The organism is Kitasatospora aureofaciens (assembly GCF_001188955.3).
Lineage (GTDB): Bacteria > Actinomycetota > Actinomycetes > Streptomycetales > Streptomycetaceae > Kitasatospora > Kitasatospora aureofaciens.
This window is the reverse complement of record NZ_JPRF03000023.1, coordinates 43,378-61,085: the sequence shown is the minus strand read 5'-3', so window position 1 is coordinate 61,085 and position 17,708 is coordinate 43,378. Positions and strand designations below refer to the sequence as shown.

General features: G+C 71.0%; 14 protein-coding genes and 2 pseudogenes. 7 read left to right on the top strand and 9 right to left on the bottom strand.

Annotated elements, in window-relative coordinates; genetic code table 11:
• Positions 1 to 222: 222 nt before the first annotated feature.
• The 6 genes from HS99_RS16315 to HS99_RS46725 form a co-directional block, all read right to left on the bottom strand.
• Entirely contained in the window at positions 223 to 546 is a 324-nt protein-coding gene (locus HS99_RS16315) for a hypothetical protein (protein WP_141763738.1), read from the bottom strand.
• A 182-nt stretch (positions 547 to 728) separates the two neighbouring features.
• Entirely contained in the window at positions 729 to 1,406 is a 678-nt protein-coding gene (locus tag HS99_RS16310; RefSeq protein WP_046386102.1) for a DedA family protein, read from the bottom strand.
• A gap of 1,305 nt (positions 1,407 to 2,711) precedes the next feature.
• Positions 2,712 to 2,852 (bottom strand): hypothetical protein, encoded by a 141-nt coding sequence (locus tag HS99_RS44955; RefSeq protein WP_157881881.1) that lies wholly within the window; start codon positions 2,850 to 2,852, stop codon positions 2,712 to 2,714.
• Positions 2,849 to 3,826, bottom strand: coding sequence for a DUF6529 family protein (locus tag HS99_RS46730; RefSeq protein WP_223885869.1), 978 nt, complete (start codon positions 3,824 to 3,826; stop codon positions 2,849 to 2,851). The genes HS99_RS44955 and HS99_RS46730 overlap by 4 nt, the downstream gene beginning before the upstream one ends.
• Positions 3,823 to 4,776: a metallophosphoesterase family protein gene (locus tag HS99_RS16300; RefSeq protein WP_030552975.1), complete on the bottom strand. Its 954-nt coding sequence runs from the start codon at positions 4,774 to 4,776 to the stop codon at positions 3,823 to 3,825. Before HS99_RS16300 ends, HS99_RS46730 begins: the two co-directional genes overlap by 4 nt.
• Positions 4,773 to 5,069, bottom strand: a complete 297-nt coding sequence (locus tag HS99_RS46725; protein ID WP_030284671.1) for a cupredoxin domain-containing protein — start codon at positions 5,067 to 5,069, stop codon at positions 4,773 to 4,775. The genes HS99_RS16300 and HS99_RS46725 overlap by 4 nt, the downstream gene beginning before the upstream one ends.
• Positions 5,070 to 5,795: 726 nt before the next feature.
• Here HS99_RS46725 and HS99_RS44950 point away from each other — a divergent pair.
• A complete protein-coding gene (locus HS99_RS44950) occupies positions 5,796 to 5,945 on the top strand; it encodes a hypothetical protein (RefSeq protein ID WP_157881880.1) in 150 nt (49 codons plus the stop codon).
• 739 nt (positions 5,946 to 6,684) lie between these two features.
• Here HS99_RS44950 and HS99_RS16285 read toward each other — a convergent pair.
• Both HS99_RS16285 and HS99_RS16280 read right to left on the bottom strand, forming a co-directional pair.
• Positions 6,685 to 8,535, bottom strand: coding sequence for an ABC transporter ATP-binding protein (locus tag HS99_RS16285; RefSeq protein WP_043480707.1), 1,851 nt, complete (start codon positions 8,533 to 8,535; stop codon positions 6,685 to 6,687).
• A 109-nt stretch (positions 8,536 to 8,644) separates the two neighbouring features.
• Positions 8,645 to 8,854, bottom strand: a complete 210-nt coding sequence (locus tag HS99_RS16280; RefSeq protein WP_141763737.1) for a hypothetical protein — start codon at positions 8,852 to 8,854, stop codon at positions 8,645 to 8,647.
• Between the two features lie 445 nt (positions 8,855 to 9,299).
• Between HS99_RS16280 and HS99_RS48705 the strand changes: the two are divergent.
• The 6 genes and pseudogenes from HS99_RS48705 to HS99_RS16255 all read left to right on the top strand — a co-directional run.
• Positions 9,300 to 9,651, top strand: a pseudogene (locus HS99_RS48705) (SDR family NAD(P)-dependent oxidoreductase); the annotation flags it as partial.
• A gap of 450 nt (positions 9,652 to 10,101) precedes the next feature.
• On the top strand, positions 10,102 to 12,762 hold the full coding sequence (locus HS99_RS16270; protein ID WP_050366337.1) for a SpoIIE family protein phosphatase: 2,661 nt from the start codon (positions 10,102 to 10,104) through the stop codon (positions 12,760 to 12,762).
• Complete coding sequence (locus tag HS99_RS16265) at positions 12,759 to 13,901, top strand: ABC transporter substrate-binding protein (protein WP_030284683.1); 1,143 nt, start codon at positions 12,759 to 12,761, stop codon at positions 13,899 to 13,901. The genes HS99_RS16270 and HS99_RS16265 overlap by 4 nt, the downstream gene beginning before the upstream one ends.
• Before the next feature lie 147 nt (positions 13,902 to 14,048).
• A pseudogene (locus HS99_RS48150) lies at positions 14,049 to 14,180 on the top strand (IS630 family transposase); the annotation flags it as partial.
• Positions 14,181 to 14,512: 332 nt separating this feature from the next.
• Positions 14,513 to 15,115: a hypothetical protein gene (locus HS99_RS16260; RefSeq protein ID WP_070043277.1), complete on the top strand. Its 603-nt coding sequence runs from the start codon at positions 14,513 to 14,515 to the stop codon at positions 15,113 to 15,115.
• A 233-nt stretch (positions 15,116 to 15,348) separates the two neighbouring features.
• The gene (locus tag HS99_RS16255) at positions 15,349 to 15,798 is read left to right on the top strand and encodes a hypothetical protein (RefSeq protein WP_030552967.1); all 450 of its coding nucleotides are present in this window, start codon (positions 15,349 to 15,351) and stop codon (positions 15,796 to 15,798) included.
• A 200-nt stretch (positions 15,799 to 15,998) separates the two neighbouring features.
• Here HS99_RS16255 and HS99_RS16250 read toward each other — a convergent pair whose 3' ends face one another.
• Positions 15,999 to 17,600: an ABC-F family ATP-binding cassette domain-containing protein gene (locus tag HS99_RS16250; RefSeq protein ID WP_030552966.1), complete on the bottom strand. Its 1,602-nt coding sequence runs from the start codon at positions 17,598 to 17,600 to the stop codon at positions 15,999 to 16,001.
• Positions 17,601 to 17,708 lie beyond the last annotated feature (108 nt).

Genomic DNA, 17,708 nt, shown 5'->3' with positions numbered 1-17,708 from the left:
GCTCTGTCGGCTGGGTTGCTGGAAGCCTGCTGCGCTTCGTGCCCTGGGTGGGGCCGGTTCTCAGGGTGCGGCGCGCGCTCAGGCGCAGGCACTCCCACTGAACACGCCTGGACAGCAAGCGAGCAGCGCGAACGGCTGAGCAACAACGCTCCTGGTGCGGCAGCCGGCGTCCCTTCCCGTGCCGCCGGCCCAAGGTTGCCTTCCGGGAGGGGAAGTCCTGAGTCAGGGCCGGCTGTCAGTGTGGCCGCACACCCAGGCCAGCGCGTCGTGGACGCCCTGGCTGTAATCACGGGGCACGGTACGTTCCACCTGGTTCTCCAGGGCCACGTTCGCCGCGTCCACCTCCGCGGTCAACACGTCGTTGCCGGGCAGGCCCTCGGTCCGCACCCCGGTGACCGGAGCGCCGTCGCCGCGGCCCAACGCCCACAGGTAACCGGCCAGGGCCCCCCTGGACCACTGCGTCTGATGGTTGGGCCCCCCCGCGCCCGCCTCCAGTTCGGCACAGGCCCGCTCCACCTCGGCGGCCTTCCGCACTCCCACTGTCACCGCGGAATCCACGGGTTGGCTCTCAGTCATGGGGGGCGTATAACCGCTCGACCGCCCGCCCATGCCCGACCGGCACACAAAGCACCCCGGGGAGGCAAGGTGGCCGCGGTCGGCCGCACCGGCCAGTCCCGCAGCCGGTACTCAGGTCACGGTGGTGCCCACCGCGGGGGCGACTGCCGGCGTCAGCTGCCCACCCGGTGTTCAGGGCGCCGTGAGGTCGCGGGGTCGTCGTCCGCCCGCCGCCGACGTCGTCGCCACAGTGCGTGGACACCAAGTCCTAGGACGAGCAGCGCGGCGACGGGCAGGAGCAGGAGCTGGTAACGCACGGCCTGGTGATAGAGCGGGCCGATATCGGTCCCGGCGCCGTAGCCGAGCCCGGCCCACACTGCGGTCCACACGGCAGCGCCCACCGCGTTGGCGACGCAGAACCGGGTGTGGGGCAGGCGATTGGCGCCGGCGAGCAGACCGTTGGTCTGGCGCAGCACGTCGACGAACCGGGCGGCGAAGACGATCGGCAGGCCCCGACGACGGTAGAAGTCCTCCGCCCGCTCGTATCGCCGCGTGGTGAGGCCCACGTAGCGCCCGTAGCGCTCGATCAGCGCACTGCCCTGGTGGCGGCCCAGCACGTAGGCTCCCTCAGCGCCCGCGGTGGCGGCTGCCCAGGCGACCAGCGCGACGAGGACCACGTTCATCCGGCCGCTGCCCGCATACACCGCGGCCACAATCAGCACCGTCTGCCCGGGGACCGGCACGAGTACGTTGTCCAGGCCCACCAGCAGCGTCAGGGCGGCGTATCCTCCCCGGTCCAGCAACGGCTCGAGATGCGCCAGGGCCCCCGGCAGACCGGGACCGGCGCTCACCGCCGGCCCGCCGCTTCCACCCGCGGGCTCCCAGTCGCAGTCCGGCCGCCAGACAGACGCCACACGCACGTCCGCCCAGGCGGGTGCAGGGCCAGGAGCACCGCCAGCCCCACCGACACCAGCAGCACACTCATGGTCATGGTCACTGCGCAAGGCCCCCAGAGAATCGTTGCCCGACATCCTGCCTCAGCGCTTACCCGATCAGTCGGACACACGCCGCCGTCGACCAGGCGAGCGCGGTCAGAAGGCCGCCGGCCAACAGCATCTGTGGGTTCTGGCCAGAGATCGTGCCGCCGCCCGATGCCCAGGTGAAGACCCACACCGCGTCGAAGCGACCGCCCAGCCCCGTGGTCGGCGAAGCCCGAGTGTGACCGGGCCGCGCTCCGGGGGCCGCAACCGACAACTCCGGGGCCGGCGCGCAGACCGCGGCGCATCTGTGCGATCCAGCACGCGACGGGCACCGGCGGCGACGGTGGCGCCCACCGAAGAACCCGATTCCCGGCTGGTTGCACGCGGCGCCTACCGAGCGCCGCCCGGCAGACACGGCGCTCGGCTCCGCCCATCCGCCCGCGCACCGGCACCCCGATTCCGTCTCAGCGCGAGGTCCGGGCGTGGCGCGGCCCGCGGACCTGGTCGGGCCGGACTATGGCGGCTCGCAATCGGCGACCGCGACGGGCGGACGAGGGAGCGGTCGCCATCAGGACCATCGCGAGCGCGATGGGGACCACCAGCAGGACCATGGATACGGGCATCATTCACGCCTCCAGGGATCATCGGCATTTGGCCTCGGTCCGCAACGCCTGCCCCGCATCACCGGGCTCATTCAGTTACTTGACCATCGTCCTACCGGCGGGGCGCGGAGCCGGTACCGGTGGCGAGCAGCTTGTTGTCTGCGTGCGTTCGGGTGGGGCGGGTGGGCGCGAGCTTTGGCCCGACGGGCTGATCGGATGAGCAGGCCTCGGAGGGAAGGGGTCCTCCTCCTCGTCGCGGACGTGCGCCGAGCACCTCGCTGTCGGCCCCAGGGCCCGGCCGGGCGGTGCTGTGGCCCAGCCGGGCTCTGGGGCCGTCTCCTGCCGTCCGGCCGTAGCGGAGCTTCTCGGCGACGGGTGACTGCTGGAACGCCCCGTTCGGTGCCGCCCCCACGGGCCGGGGACAGCGCTTGACGGACCCGGAGAGCGCCGAGCCGTCCGGGCCTTCGGGGCGCCTGGACGTCCGTCGGTGCGGCGGATTCCGCATCTCCCGACGGTGTGGCGCTCCGAAGTCGGGCCTTTGGCTGTGTGCCACGGTGACGGGAGCATTGTCCGATCAGCGCTCGGCATGCTCAGCCGCCCGCTCCACCTTCTTGCCGAAGTACCCCGCACGGGTCAGCAGGCCGGGGATGAGCAGGGCCACGCCGCGCGGGAACGCGATGTTGGCCGTCGGGAGAGGCGCCCGCGTGCTGCTCACAGGCCGGGTGCCTGGAGTCCGTTCAGGTACCAGAGTGGGGCGGCGTACCAGATCAGGGCGATCGCGGTGACGAGGGTGCCGCCGGCCAGGGGGAGTGCCCAGCCGGGCCAGCGGCGGTGGCGGACCACGATGACCTTGGCGACGAAGGCCCCGTAGAGGAAGCAGCCGGTGAGCGAGTGCAGCGCCACGCGGGTGGGGGTGAATTGGACGCCGTAGGCGGTGATGCAGTGCCGGGCGATGGGCAGGGAGAGGAGGAAGGCGGTCAGGCCGATGAGGCGGTGCGTCGTGTGGACCCGGTGCGGTGCGGCTCGCAGTGCGGGCAGACGGCCGTAGATCCATAGGGCGAGGAAGAGCTGGATCAGCGCCAGGCCCATGAGTGCGGAGCCCATTTGGGCTTTCAGCAGTTGTGCGTCGCTGCCGCGGTTCCCGAAGAGGCTGGTCTCGTAGTTGGGTGTGTGTGCCCGGCCGAACCAGAAGAGGCCGACCACCACCGCCACGGGCAGGAGGAGCCACAGGACGTCGTAGAGCCGTCGGTGTTCTGCGGGGTGAGCGAGGCCGGTCACGTACTCGGCCACCCCGACTCCCGATTTTGCCGCCGCGACCTCGGTTGCCTTCCAGGCCACGAGGATCAGCAGGGTGAGCGTCTCGGCGATGAGGCTGAGCAGGGCCTGTGGGGCGGGTTGCAGGCCGTTCTCGGAGAATCCGAACAGTCCGGTGGTGCGGGATGCGACGAAAGCGGCGAGCGTGCAGATGGCGATCGTCGTGGCGGCGATTCGCAGGGGTGGGGGTGCCGCCAGCAGAAGGAGTGCGGCCACCGCGAAGGCGGTGCTGGCCTGCAGCAGGAACAGCGAGCCGATGATGTGGACGAAGCGGTATCCGTTGATGTAGAGCTGGGCGTGGATGTATCCGCTTGCCGCGAGTGTGGCGGCGAGTACCAGGCGCGGGGCGAGGGCGGGCAGGATCCGGGTGTTCATGCGAGTTTCGTGTCCTTGACGGCCAGTGCGTGGTTGCCCTGCCAGTAGTTGACGGTGCGGATGCCGAGTGCGTCCTTGAGGCGTCCGGCGGGCAGCACCTGTGGCAGTGGGGCGGGGCCTTGGCCGGGTTTGGGGAACGGATAGCAGGTGGGGCGGGCCGAGTGGAAGGTGATGTTGCCCTCGGTCTTGCTGAACAGCTGGTGGACGTGCCCGTTGAGGCAGGTGACCGAGGAGAAGCGCCGGAACATCGAGAGCAACTGCACCGCGTCGTCGGTGCCCCACCCCCACGCCGGGTACATGGCGAACAACGGGATGTGACTGAAGATGACGATGGGGGTGTCCGACGACAGGCCGGCGATGTCCCTGCGCACGAAGTCGATCTGATCGTTGCCCAGGTGGCCGAGTTGCTCCAGGTGAAGTGTGTTGACCAGCGCGATGAAGTGCACGCCGTGGGTGTCGAAGCTGTACCAGCCGTCGCCGACGGTGTTACTGCCGAAGGCTTGCCGGTACGCGCGTGGTCCGTTGTCCCCGATCGAGTCGTGCTCGCCCGGCACGGTGAACACCCGGTCCGTGTCCAGCTGCGACATCATCTGCTTGACCTGGTCGAACTCGTCGGGGGTGGAAAGATGCGTCAGGTCACCGCTGTGCATCACGAAGTCCGGCCTGAAACCCAGCGAATTGACCTGGTTGATCGCGTCGGCGAACGTCCCGGTGACGTCCATGTTGGCCGGGCCCTGGAAGCCGATGTGGCTGTCGGAGACCTGCACGAACCGCAGGTCCGCGCTGCTTGCCGGGGCCGCACTCGCCGAACCAGGGATGTGACTGATCACCTCCCCTGCGACGACTGTCAGGACCACGGCGCCACCGAACCAGGCAGAGTGCCGCATGAGCTGGCGGCGGGTCATGCCGTGCTCGCCGTCGCCGTTGGAGTCGCGGGTGTCCTCGGTCATGCGGTCACCACCACGGTGGCGGTCATGAACGGGTGGATGGTGCAGTAGTAGGCGTAGCTGCCGGGTTGGGTGAACGTGTAGCTGTAGGCGTCATTGGTGGCCAGCGCTGTCGACTGCAGCGGCCCGCCCGATCCTTGCTTGCTGGTGACGGTGTGAGCGTCGGGGTCGGTGTTGCTCCAGGTCACCTTCGTGCCAGCCTTGACCGTCAGCGTGGCCGGGGCGAACGCGAAGTTCTTGATCGTCACCGCGTTGGCGCCCACTGGAGCGGACGGCTGGCCGCTGGGCGAAGTCAAGGATGTGCCTGATGGCGGGCTGGCCGTAACCGTACCGTTCGTTCCGGAGGCGCCGGGAAATCCCGGCAGGGTCTGGCCGGGTGCCGGACTCAGCGCGCCGGAAGACCTGGGGTGTGACGACCCACCGCAGGCGCCGAGCAGTGCGAGCGCTGCGGCAACGGCGACAGCGGCCAGGCACACCGTCCGCGACCGCCGGACCGGGGGAGAGGAACTCGCATTCATGACCATCATTCCTTCTGCACGTCCCCGGCCCCACGAACGGGTGCGATCCAGGACCAGGCCGGGTGGCATTTTCAGACAAGACAGACAACCGCGTTGCACCTGCCGGGGGATGGCGGAAGGGATGCAACCCGTTGGTTACTGTATGTGAGCGAACAGCGCACTTCGTGTAGCGAAACGGATTTCCTGGAGGAGTCCCGTTCCGAGGAGGCCGCTCGCTGGGAGGAACCGCACGCGACCGAGCGCAGCTGTCAAGTAGGTCACGGCACACTCGGCGGTGGAGGCCGTCAGTCGAGTTGCCGCCGCCCACCACGACGACCCGCTGCCCGGCGAAGTCCGCAGCCCGTTGTTGGCCGGTGGGGTGGATCTGGCGTCCGGCGAGGACCCGGCAGGCCAAGGCGTTCGAGGCCGTCCGCCCGATCTGCGACGAGACCAAGGGCCTCATCGAGGGCCTGATCGCCGAGACCGACACCAAGGCCGCTGCTGAGCAGGAGAACAGACACCAGCATGTCGACGAACTCCGAAACCGGCGCCGAGGTGCGCGAGGTCGTCGTCATCGGTTCCGGCCCGGCCGGCTACACCGCCGCCCTGGACGCCGAGCGCTACCTCGTGGCCCTGGGCGACATGGAGGCCCGGGCCGCCGCCGTCACGGTCTGAGCCCCCGCCGCACCGGCCCCTACTCCGGGCAGGGCCCGCAGGGCCGCCCGAACACGAGGTGCCGCCGCGGCCCGTCCGGTCGTGACCGGCAATCCCCGGCCCGCCGCAGGCCTCAACTCCGCACCGCCCGCTGCGTGGCGCGTCGCCGGACGCGCCAACTGGCGAGACCGCCCCCGCCGAAGCGCCAGCCCCGGCCCGAACGGCCTGCCCTCTGCCCCGTGAAATACAGGCGCGAAATCGGCGCGAGAAAAGCTGCCCGGCAGGCCGTGCCAGAAATCCGCCGAAACTCAGGCGGAGATTGAGGGCGGTTGTTGCTCATCGCAAGAGCACCCCCATCGCTCGAGGGATCGGTGTTGCCACGATTAGAGAGCAGCGAACTAATCAGTGACTTTCTCGGTTAGAGTGTCCGAACTCCGCGACTCGCTCTCGACGAGAGCGGGTAGATCGCCCGCAAGGCTGAGGGGACGCGTCCGGAGCGGAGCTACGGGCCCGGGGACGCTGCGGGGACCGATGACATGGGAGACCGTGGACGGAGGTCCGCTCCGGTGATTGTGCTCGGGCTGACCGAGGCCGTCCACGGCCTCGGCCGCACGCCGCCGGTCCCGGCACGGCTCGCCGAGGTCGCCGAGGGGTGGCTCGGCGACTGTCCGGCGTGGCGGTCAGCCCGGTGGCGTGCGGCCGAGACCGACTCTGCGCCGGCCACCGGGGCGTGCCGCCTTCAAGCCGCGGCTCGGAGGGCTCAGGAGACGGACGTGGCGGGGGCGTCCGGCGGGTGGTGCAGCCGGTGGAGGGCGGCGTAGGCGGGGCTGCGGGCGATGAGTTCGTCGTGGGTGCCGTGGGCGGCGAGCCGGCCCTGTTCGAGCAGGACGATCTGGTTGGCGTCTCGGACGGTGAGCAGGTTGTGCGAGATGATGACCGTCGTGCGGCCGGCCATCAGCAGGCGCAGCGGGCCCATGATCCGCCGGGCCGACTCGGCGTCCAGGCCCGTGGTCGGCTCGTCCAGGACGAGGACGGGCGCGTCCCTGATCATCGCGCGGGCGATGGCCAGACGCTGGCGCTGGCCGCCGGAGAGCAGCCGGCCGCGTTGGCCCACCACGGTGTCGTAGCCGTCCGGGAGCAGGCTGATGAACCCGTGGGCGTCTGCGGCCCGGGCGGCCGCCCGGATCTCGGCCTCGCTCGCCTCCGGGCGTCCGTAGGCGATGTTCTCCCGGACGGTGCCGTGGAAGACCAGGGTCTCCTGGAGTACCACCGCGACGTTCTCGCGCAGCTGGGTGAGGGCCAGTTCGCGCAGGTCGAGGCCGTCCAGCCGGACCGTGCCGCCGTGCGGGTCGTAGAAGCGCAGCAGCAGTTTGGCGACGGTGGACTTGCCCGCGCCGCTGGCGCCGACCAGGGCCAGCATCTCCCCGGGCGCCACCTTGAACGACACGCCCGACAGCGCGGGGACTTCCGTCTCCGGATAGCGGAAGGTGACGTCGTCGAACTCGATCTCGCCCTGGGTGCGGCCGATCGCCCGGGGGGCGGCCGCCTCGCTCACCTGTGGGCGCTGGTCGAGCAGTTCGATGATCCGCTCGGCGGCGGCGGAGGCCGCGTAGAAGGTGGTGCCGAGTCCGGACATGCCCTGGATCGGGCCGTAGAGCCTGCTCAGCAGGGCGAGGAAGACCATCAGCCCGCCGAGCGTGAGCCGTCCGTGCACCAGCTCCCAGGCCCCGAGCCCCATCACCACCATGCCGCCAAGCAGTTCGATGAAGTCGACCGTCGGCCCGTAGAGCGCTCCGATCCGGGCGGAGGCCATCGCCGCGTGGTAGCGACCGACGCTTTCGCGCTGGAACCTGGCGTGCTCCCAGTCCTGGCGGTTGTACGCCTGGACGAGTGCGATGTTGCCGAGTGACTCCTCGGTGACGGCGCTGATCGAACCGGCGCGCCTGCGGCGCTCGCGTGAGGCCGCCCGGATCAGCTTCGCGAAGCGGCGGGCGGTGAGGAAGAACAGCGGTGCGGCGACCAGTGCGGTCAGCGTCAGGTCCCAGCGCAGCACCAGCAGTACGCCGACGTAGATGCCCAGCCGCATCGCCTGGCTGACCGCGCTGACGAGCCCGGAGAGCAGGAAGGTCTCGACCGCGTCGACGTCGCCGGTCACCCGGGACAGCACGTCGCCGAGCCGCCGCCGTTCGAAGAACCCCAGTGACAGGCCCTGGAGGTGCCGGAAGACGTCCGACCGCAGGATGAGTAGGAACCGCTCGCTGACCCAGGTGGAGGTCACCCGGTCGGCGAATCCCAGTACTCCGGAGAGCAGGGCGAGCAAGGCGTACGCGAGGGCGATCGGGAAGAACAGGCTCAGCCGGTGCGGAATGAGCATGTCGTCGATCACGATCTTGAAAAGCCAGATCTCCGCCACCTCGATCGCCGGGGCCACCGCGACCAGCGCCAGCAGCACCACCAGCCAGCGGCGGCCGCCCCTGGTGTACGGCCAGAAACGCTGGAAGACCTCCCGGAGTGGAACCGGCGGTGCGGTGGGGACCACGGCTGGGTCGGCGGTCTCGGCGACCGTGAGAAACCGTCGCAGCACGGACCGCAGGTAGCGTTTCCTGGTCATCTCACGGTCTTCCCGCTCGCCTCGAACCCGGTCCCCCGACCCAGCGGCAAGGCCGGGCACAGATGCCCGGCCCGCTCTCAGAGTGGATTCGTACAGATACTAACGGCAACTAGTCGCCCCAGTCGCCGTAGTCGCCGTAGTCGTCGCCGTAGTCGCCGCCGTGGTCACCACCGTGGCGCATGAAGTCGTCAAAGCCGTAACCGCCGCGACCGCCGTGGTCTCCACCGTGGCGCGTGAAGTCGTCGAAGCCGTAACCGCCGCGACCGCCGTGGTCTCCACCGTCGCGCACGAAGGAACGGATACTTGCGAGGAATGACATGGTCACACCTTCTCTCGATGTGCTTCTACATCCAGCGTCATCCTCGACTCGGGGATCCACAAGAGCATAATCGGGGAAGCGATGATTTGGCCGCAATGTCCAAATTGACGGATCGGTGTCCGCTGGTGTCGTCGCTCGACACTAGGTCGAGGCCCTGGAGCCGGAGGAACTGCGCCGGCTGCTAGCGGGCCGGCTTGTCGCCCGCCGCGCAGGAGACCCTGGCCGTCCGGCGGGCCGACCCACGCGTTCCATGCCGTCCACGGAACCGCGCCGGACGGTATGTGGTCCGCACTTGGGACGTCGCCCGCTCCCGGCCCGGGTGCCGTTCCACTCGACCGTCACCGGCGAACCGGTGCCGGTGCACCGCGCCCCCGAGGCGTTCCGGCACGTGCAACAGGCCCGGCACATCGGCAAGGCGGTGCTGACCATGCCCGCCCGGCTGGACGGCCCCGGCACCGTCCGGGTCACCGGCGGCACCGGCACCCTGGGCGGGCTGGTCGCCCGCCATCTGGTCACCCGGCACGGTGCTCGGAACCTCCTGCTGGTCAGCCGCCGGGGTTCGGAGGCGCCGGGGCCCGGGAACTCCTCGCCGAGCTCACCGCGCCGGGCGCCCGGGCCACCGCCGTCGCCTGCGACACCGCCGACCGTGCCGCCGTGGCCGCGCTGCTCGCCGGCCTCCCGGCCGACCGCCCGCTGACCGCCGTGGTGCACGCGGCCGGGGTCACCGCCGACGCCCGCTGGCCGGCCTGACCGGCGACCAGGTCGACGCCGTTCTGCGCCCCAAGATCGCCGCTGCTCCTGCACGCCGGGCCGCTGGGCATCCTGCAGCCCACGGCTCCCTCGCCGCTTCTCGACCTCGCGGAGCTGATCGGTGGAGACTACAGCGTCGAATCCGTCCGTTTCACCCGTGGCGACCTGCTGCTTCTCTACACGGGCGGTGTGATCGAGACCCGCAACCGCCCGGAGAGTTCTTCCCGCTGCCGGGCTGGATGCGGCGGCAGACCCGCAGAACGCAAGCCGACGGTCGAACTCGGGCCGTTTGGCGTTGACAATGGTATTTGTCCCCGTTGTCCTGGAACAAGGCTGGGCCTGGCTTGGTCGACTTGCAGCGAAGTCCTGATGTGCCCGGGCGGCTTGCTCGCCCGCGGCGCAGCGGGCAAGGACGCCAAGAACCCGGTCGGCCGGGTGCGGGAAGGCCTGGGCGGCTGTTCAAGGGCCTGCTGAGCCCGCGCAGCCTCGCCGGCCCGGTGTTCCTCCTGCAACTGGCGGTGATGCTGCTGATCGTCGCCGCCGCGCTGGGAGCTCTCGTGGTCGGGGCTCGGCGCGACGCCACCGCGGATGCCCAGAGCCGGACGCTCGCGGCGGCGCAGGCGTTCGCGAACTCTCCGGGGATCCTGACGGCACTGAGCAGTCCCGACCCGACCGCAGCCCTGCAGCCGTACGCCGAGGCGGCCCGGAAGGCCGCCGGCGTGGATGCCATCATCGTCTACCGGTTGGACGGGATCACGCTCACCCACAGCGACCCGAACCAGATCGGGAAGCACGTCATCGGTCCCTACGCGCAGGCGGCGACCGGCAAGCCCTTCACCAGCACCTTCCACGGATCGCTGGGCCTCTCCGTGATCTCGGCGGTACCCGTCAAGGCCGCCGACGGCTCCGTCGTCGCCATCGTCTCCTCCCCGGTCACGGTCGGGAAGGTACAGCACAGGGTCAACCAGCAGCTGCCAGTCCTGTTCGGCGGTGCCGCGTTGGCTCTTGCCATCGGTGCGGGCGGGACGAGTCTGGTGAGCCGTCGGCTGCAGCGGCAGACCCACGGCCTGGGCCCGGCCGAGATGACCAGGATGTACGAGCACCACGACGCCGTGTTGCACGCGGTCCGGGAGGGCGTGCTGATCCTCGGCGAGGACGGCCGCGTGCTGCTGGCCAACGACGAGGCCTCCCGGATGCTCGGCCTGCCCGTCGACTGCGAAGGCCGTCCGATCACCGAGCTGGGCCTGGGCGACCCGGTCGCCGAGTTGCTGGCCTCGGGGCGAGTGGTCACCGACGGCGTGGTCGGCTCCGGCGACCGCCTTCTCTCGGTGAACATTCGGGCCACCGACCGCGACGGGGGACCGCCCGGGCGGGTCGCGACCCTGCGTGACTCCACCGACCTGCGAGCCCTGTCCGACAAGGCCGAGGCGGCCAACGAGCGCCTCAAGATGCTGTATGAAGCCGGCAGCACGATCGGCACCACGCTCGACGTGGTGCGCACCGCCCAGGAACTCGCCGAGGCGGCCGTCCCGAGCTTCGCCGACCACGCCACCGTCGACCTCGCGGAGCCCGTCCTGCACGGCGACGAGCCCACCGGCACTCGGATCCTCCGACTGCGGCGCGCCGGGCTGAGCGGCGTCCACGCGGACACGCCGTTCCATCCCGTCGGTGCGACCATTCCGATCGATCCCACCGCCCCGCTCGGCCGCAGCCTTCATCACGGCGAGTCCGTGATCGAGACGGATCTGACCAGCGCCGTCGTCCGGCAGGACGACGCCCCGGACCGGGCCCAGCGCACGGTCGACCACGGCATCCACTCGCTGCTGAGCGTGCCGCTGCTCGCCCGGGGCCGGGTTCTCGGCGTGGCCGCCTTCTGGCGCGCGGCCTCACCGGAGCCGTTCGACCAGGACGACCTCTCGCTGGCCGAGGAGCTGGTCGCCCGGGCCGCTGTCGGCATCGACAATGCCCGCCGCTACACCCGCGAGCACCGGATGTCCGTCGCCCTCCAGCACAGCCTGCTACCCGGCCGACTGCCCGAGCAGAGCGCCCTGGACGTCGCCTACCGCTACTTGCCCGCCGAGGCCGGCGTGGGCGGCGACTGGTTCGACGTGATTCCGCTGCCCGGGGCCCGGGTCGCCCTGATGGTGGGCGACGTGGTCGGCCACGGCCTGCACGCCGCCGCGACCATGGGCCAGCTGCGCACCGCCGTGCACAGCTTTTCCTCCCTCGACCTGCCCCCGGACGAACTGCTCGGCCACCTGGACGACCTGGTCAACCAGATCGACCGGGACCGGGCAGCCAAGGACAGCGACGCCATCACCGGCGCGACCTGTCTGTACGCCATCTACGACCCGGTCACCCTGCGCTGCGTCGTAGCCCGGGCCGGGCACCTGCTGCCGGCCCTGGTCCACCCGGACGGCTCGGTGGAGTTCCCCGAGTTGCCCGCCGGGCCGCCGCTCGGTCTGGTCGACCTGCCGTTCGAGAACGCCGAACTACAGCTGCGGGAGGGCACCCGGCTGGTCCTCTACACCGACGGGCTGGTCGAGGACCGCTCCCGGGACATCGACGTCGGCCTCGAACTGCTGCGCACCACCCTCGGCCAGGGCGACCGCAGCCCCGACGACACCTGCGAGGCGGTGCTGAACGCCCTGCTGCCGGCCAACCCGACCGACGACATCGCCCTGTTGGTCGCCCGGACCAGGGCGCTGCCGGCCGACCGGGTCGCCACCTGGCACGTCCCGGCCGACCCGGCCGCCGTCGCCCGGGTCCGGGCCGGCGTCGCGGAACGGCTCACCGAGTGGGGGCTGGACGAGATGGCCTTCGCCACCGAGCTGATCGTCAGCGAGCTGGTCACCAACGCCATCCGGTACGCCGTCGGTCCGATCCAGCTCCGGCTGCTCCGTGACCGGGCACTCATCTGCGAGGTCTCCGACGGCAGCAGCACCTCCCCGCACCTGCGGTACGCGGTCAGCACCGACGAGGGCGGGCGGGGGCTGTTCCTGGTCGCCCAGCTCTCCGAGCGCTGGGGCACCCGCTACACCCCCAACGGCAAAGTCATCTGGGCCGAACAACACCTCCATGAGAGCGCCACCCCGGCAGTGAAAGGTCCCGGCGAGAACCCGCGCGTGACCCCCGAAAGACGTCTGGAGTCATCGTGACCGCATCCCGTGCCCGAGCGGCGACCGTCTCCGGCTGCTTGGTCCTCCTGGCCGTGGGCCTGGGGGCGTGCGGCCACACACCGCCCGCCGCCCCCAAGGATCCGTCGGTGGCCACCTCCGCGAGGGACGTGGGCGGCATGGACGCACTGACCGCCGCGGCGAAGAAGGAGGGCACGCTCAGAGCGATCGCGATCCCCCGCGACTGGGCCGACTACGGCGGCCTGATCGACGGCTTCGAGAAGAAGTACGGGATCACGGTCACGGTCGACGATCCTCTGGGTCACAGCCAGGACGAGATCGACGCCATCAAGAAGAACGGGAAACAGCAGAGTGCCCCCGACGTCATCGACGTGGGAGACACGTTCGCCCGGGCAGCAGGCCCGCAGAACCTGCTCGCGCCGTACAAGGTCGCCGCGTACAGCTCGATCCCGAGCAACCAGAAGGACCCGCATGCCCGTTGGTCCAACAACTACGGGGGCTACATCTCCATCGGCTGCGACGCGAACCGCGTCGAGATCTGTCCCCAGACCTTCGCGGATCTGCTGAAACCCGCTTACCAGGGCAAGGTCGCGCTTGAGGGCGACCCCACCCGTTCCGAGACCGGATTCGCCAGCGTTTACGCGGCGGCCCTGGCGAACGGCGGATCGTTCGACAACATCCAGCCCGGCCTCGACTTCTTCGCCAAGCTCAAGCAGGCGGGCAACCTCAACCCGGTCGGTGCCACCTCGGTCACGGTCGCGAGCGGCCAGACGCCCATCAGCATCAACTGGGACTTCGTCAACCTCAACTACACCGATCAGCTCCGCAGCAAAGGCGTCAACTGGCAGGTCTCGATCCCCTTCGACGGCAGCTTCGCCCAGTACTACGCGCTGGCGATCAACAAGGACGCCCCGCACCCGGCGGCCGCCCGCCTGTGGCAGGAGTACCTCTTCAGCACCGAGGGTCAGAACCTCCGGCTCAACGGCTACGCCCGCCCTGTGCTCCTCGACGTCATGAAGAAGGACGGCACCCTCGACGAGGCCGCCTTCGCAAGATTGCCGACGGTTGAGGGAACGCCCGAGTTCCCGACGGATGCGCAGACGGAGAAGGCGAAGGAGACGGTCGCCCTGGGCTGGGCGAAGGCCGTCGCGGACGGCTGACGCCGGGGGCGTGTCCAGCCGACGGCGCACTCACGGCAGCCCCGCCCATCGGCTGCGTGTCACGAGCCGGCGCGACCTGAAGGTCGCCCGATCCTCGTCGGCCGGGGAGTAGCCGGCCGTCCGCGCCGTCTGCGGGTGCTCGCGGAAGAGTATCTTCGGAGGGTCCACGGCCGGGTGATCCGCATCGGCCGCGAGGCCCTGCGCTGGCTGCTCGCCCGACGAGGCGTCACCTTCCAGCGCACCAAGACGTGGAAGGAGTCCACCAACCCCGAGTACGACGGCTGGGACGCCTACTTCGAGAAGATCGTGTCACCACCTTGTAACAGTCAGCGATGATCAAGGAGCGGCACAGGATCGGGCCCACCGGCCGGGACCGCGCGGCAAAACCCCGGACGGGCATCGCTCCGGGTGAGAGGTTCGCCTGTTCGGCTCAGCGAGGATGACGGCCAGGAGACGGCGCCCGGAGACCTTCCTACCGTTGGACCCCGGGAGGCTGCATCCCCGCGGAGCCCGGCCGAGGACCTCTCGCCCGTCGGCCACCGCCCACGCCGAACCCGGCAGTCGACTTCCACCGTGACCACGCAGGGTCCGGGTCGAAGGAGATGAAGGACATGAACACCACGCGCACCGCCCGCACGCCCGCGACACCCGCACTGAACGGGTGCGGGACATCACGCCGCCGCCCTCGGGCACGGATCGGGCTCGCCGCGACCGCCACGGCCCTGTCGCTGCTGCCGATCGCCCCGTCCACCGCCAGCGCGGCACCCCACCTCCCGCTCACACAGATCGTGCGGGAGGCCAAGGTGAAGGCGCAGCAGGAGCACCCCGGCTCGCAGTTCTACGACGCGGACGCCGTCCTGCTGACACCCACGACCAACCCCAACGACGTCCAGGCCTGGTGGATCCGCTTCCGGGCCAAGGACTCGGAGCCGTCCTTCGAGTACAAGTACTCGACCACCGGTCAGTACCAGAGCACGCAGCCGTGGAGCGTCCCGATCGGGATCCAGGCCATCTCCCCGTTCACCATGACGGAGGTCCAGGCCCACGATCTGGCCGTCAAGGCCGGGCACACCGGCGCGTTCAAGCCCCTGTACCTCAATGAGCCCGTCGTGCAGAACCCGCATCCCACCTACTACTTCTGCATTCCCAGCGAGGGCAGGACGGTGGCGGTTGACACCGTGACGGGCCACGTCACCACGCCGTGGTCGTGCTAGTGACCACGGTGTGAGCCCTGTTCGGTGGCCGTCACCCAGCGGGGGTGACGGCCATCGGCGGCTGGCGACCCTTGCCGTCCGCCCGCTCGGTGCCGCCGACCGGGCGGGCGATAAGGGTCGCCAGCCTGGAGTGCGAAGGGCCGGTTGCCGCCGGTCAGCCGGGCCCGGGTACGAGCGGGGGCCGTGCCGGTTCGGCCGGTCGCCGCGGATCCGCGCTGGCCGTTGCGGCCAGCATGCTCTGTGTCGCCGGCATCGCCCCGGTGGCGCTGTCCGGGACCGCCCACGCGCAGGGCACCTGCACGGTCTCGGGCCCCACCACCACCTGTACGTTCGCCTTCACGGGCGCCGAGCAGACGTTCACCGTCCCGAGCGGCGTCACCCAGGTCGACGTCACGGCGATCGGCGCGGCCGGCGGCCTGGAGGGTGCCAACAAGACGCCCGGCGGCCGCGGCGCGCAGGTCTCGGGCACGGTCACCGGGCTGTCCGCCGGGCAGACCCTCTACGTCGAGGTCGGCGGCACCCCCACGCTCGACGCCTCCGCCTGCTACGTGTTCTCGCCGTGCATCGGCGGCTTCAACATCGACGCTTCGGTGGCCCATCCATTCCGCCACGTCCGTGATCGGTATGCCGTTGCTCAGGCAGTTCGACGCCGGCGTCGAGGCGTACCCGGACCGGCTGCGTGAACTGGACGCCCTGATCCGGGCTGAGGGGCCGTTCGTCGTCCACTCGGCGCGCTTCCTGAGCGAGGCACGCAAGCCATGACGGGCCGCCGGGGCGCGCCCAAGCCCCGGTCCGGCCCGCCGCAGCCCGTCGCTCGGCCCGCCGAAGCCCGCCGCAGTCCGCAGCTCGGCCCGCCGGGGAGGCCGGCGGGCCGAGCGGGGCGTCAGGCCTGGGCGACCAGGTCCAGGTACTCGTCGTGCCAGAGGTCCTCGTCGCCGTCCGGCAGGAGCAGGACACGGTCGGGCCGCAGGGCCTCGATGGCGCCCGGGTCATGGGTGACCATCACGATCGCGCCCGGGTAGGTGCCGACCGCGGCCAGGACCTCCGCCCGGGAGGCCGGGTCCAGGTTGTTGGTCGGCTCGTCGAGGAGCAGCACGTTGGCCCCGGAGTGGACCAGGGCGGCCAGGGCCAGCCGGGTCTTCTCACCTCCGGAGAGGACGCCTGCGGGCTTGTCGGCGTCGTCGCCGCGGAAGAGGAACGCGCCGAGGACGGTCCGCAGTTCGCCGTCGGTCAGGTCGGGTGCGGCCAGGGCGAGGTTGTCGCGGACGCTGAGCGCCGGGTCCAGGGTGTCGTGTTCCTGGGCGAAGTAGCCGAGCCGCAGGCCGGTTCCGGGGACGACCCGCCCGGTGTCCGGCTGTTCGTGGCCGGCCAGGATGCGCAGCAGGGTGGTCTTCCCGGCGCCGTTGAGGCCGAGCACGACCAGTCGGCCGCCGCGGTCGACGGCGAGGTCCAGGCCGCTCAGCACCGCCCGGCCGCCGTAGGCCTTGGTGAGGCTGATCGCACCGAGCGGCATCCGCCCGCAGGGCGCGGGCTCGGGCAGCCGGATGCGGGCGGTGCGTTCGGCCTGCCGGACGGGTTCGAGCTCGGCGAGCATCCGGTCGGCGCGGCGGGCCATGCTGCGGGCGGTGGTCGCGGTGGCGACGTTGGACCGCATCCGGTCGGCCTGGGCGTGCAGGGCGGCGGCCTTGCGTTCGGCGTTGGCCCGCTCCCGCGTGCGGCGGCGCTCGTCGGCCTCGCGCTGGGCCAGGTAGGCCTGCCAGCCGGTGTTGTGGACGTCGATCACGGCGCGCTGCGGGTCCAGGTGGAGGACCCGGTTGACGGTCTCCTCCAGCAGGCCGAGGTCGTGGCTGATCAGGACCAGCCCTCCCTGGTGGGTGGCGAGGAATCCGCGCAGCCAGGTGATCGAGTCGGCGTCCAGGTGGTTGGTGGGCTCGTCCAGCAGCAGGGTGCCGTGGTCCGCGAACAGGATGCGGGCCAGCTCGACCCGGCGGCGCTGGCCGCCGGACAGCGTGCCGACGGGGGAGTCCATCACCCGGGCGGGCAGCCCGAGCCCGGCCGCGACCCTGGCGGCCTCGGCCTCGGCCGCGTAGCCGCCGCGGGACTGGAACCGGGCGTCGGCGCGCGTGTAGGCGTCCATCGCCCGACGCTCCTCGGCGGGGGAGCCGGCCAGTGCCATCGCCTCCTCGGCGGCGCGCAGCGCGCGCACGGCGGCGTCCAGACCGCGGGCGGACAGGATGCGGTCGGTGACGGTGACGGCCGGGTCGGCGGCGCGGGAGTCCTGCGGGAGGTAGCCGACCGGGCCGGTGCAGGTGACCGTTCCGGCGGCGGGCGGCAGCTGCCCGGCGAGGGTGGCGAGCAGGGTGGTCTTTCCGGCGCCGTTGCGGCCGACCAGGCCGATCCGGTCGCCGGGGGCGATGTGCAGGGTGACGTCGGACAGCAGCAGGCGGGCGCCGACGCGCACGTCGACACCATGGGTGGTGATCACGGGATAACGCTCCGAAACAGCTAGCGGACACACGGGTGGCGTGGAGGCGGTCCGTCAGCTAGGAAATTCGGGGCGTAGACATGTCGGCCAGGGTAGCCGCGGCTCGGA

Coding starts and splice junctions, on each gene's coding strand:
- HS99_RS46730 (WP_223885869.1), bottom strand. CDS start 3,826: ATGAACACCCGGATCCTGCCCGCCCTCGCCCCGCGCCTGGTACTCGCC.
- HS99_RS16300 (WP_030552975.1), bottom strand. CDS start 4,776: ATGACCGAGGACACCCGCGACTCCAACGGCGACGGCGAGCACGGCATG.
- HS99_RS44950 (WP_157881880.1), top strand. CDS start 5,796: ATGTCGACGAACTCCGAAACCGGCGCCGAGGTGCGCGAGGTCGTCGTC.
- HS99_RS16285 (WP_043480707.1), bottom strand. CDS start 8,535: ATGACCAGGAAACGCTACCTGCGGTCCGTGCTGCGACGGTTTCTCACG.
- HS99_RS16280 (WP_141763737.1), bottom strand. CDS start 8,854: ATGTCATTCCTCGCAAGTATCCGTTCCTTCGTGCGCGACGGTGGAGAC.
- HS99_RS16260 (WP_070043277.1), top strand. CDS start 14,513: ATGAACACCACGCGCACCGCCCGCACGCCCGCGACACCCGCACTGAAC.
- HS99_RS16255 (WP_030552967.1), top strand. CDS start 15,349: ATGCTCTGTGTCGCCGGCATCGCCCCGGTGGCGCTGTCCGGGACCGCC.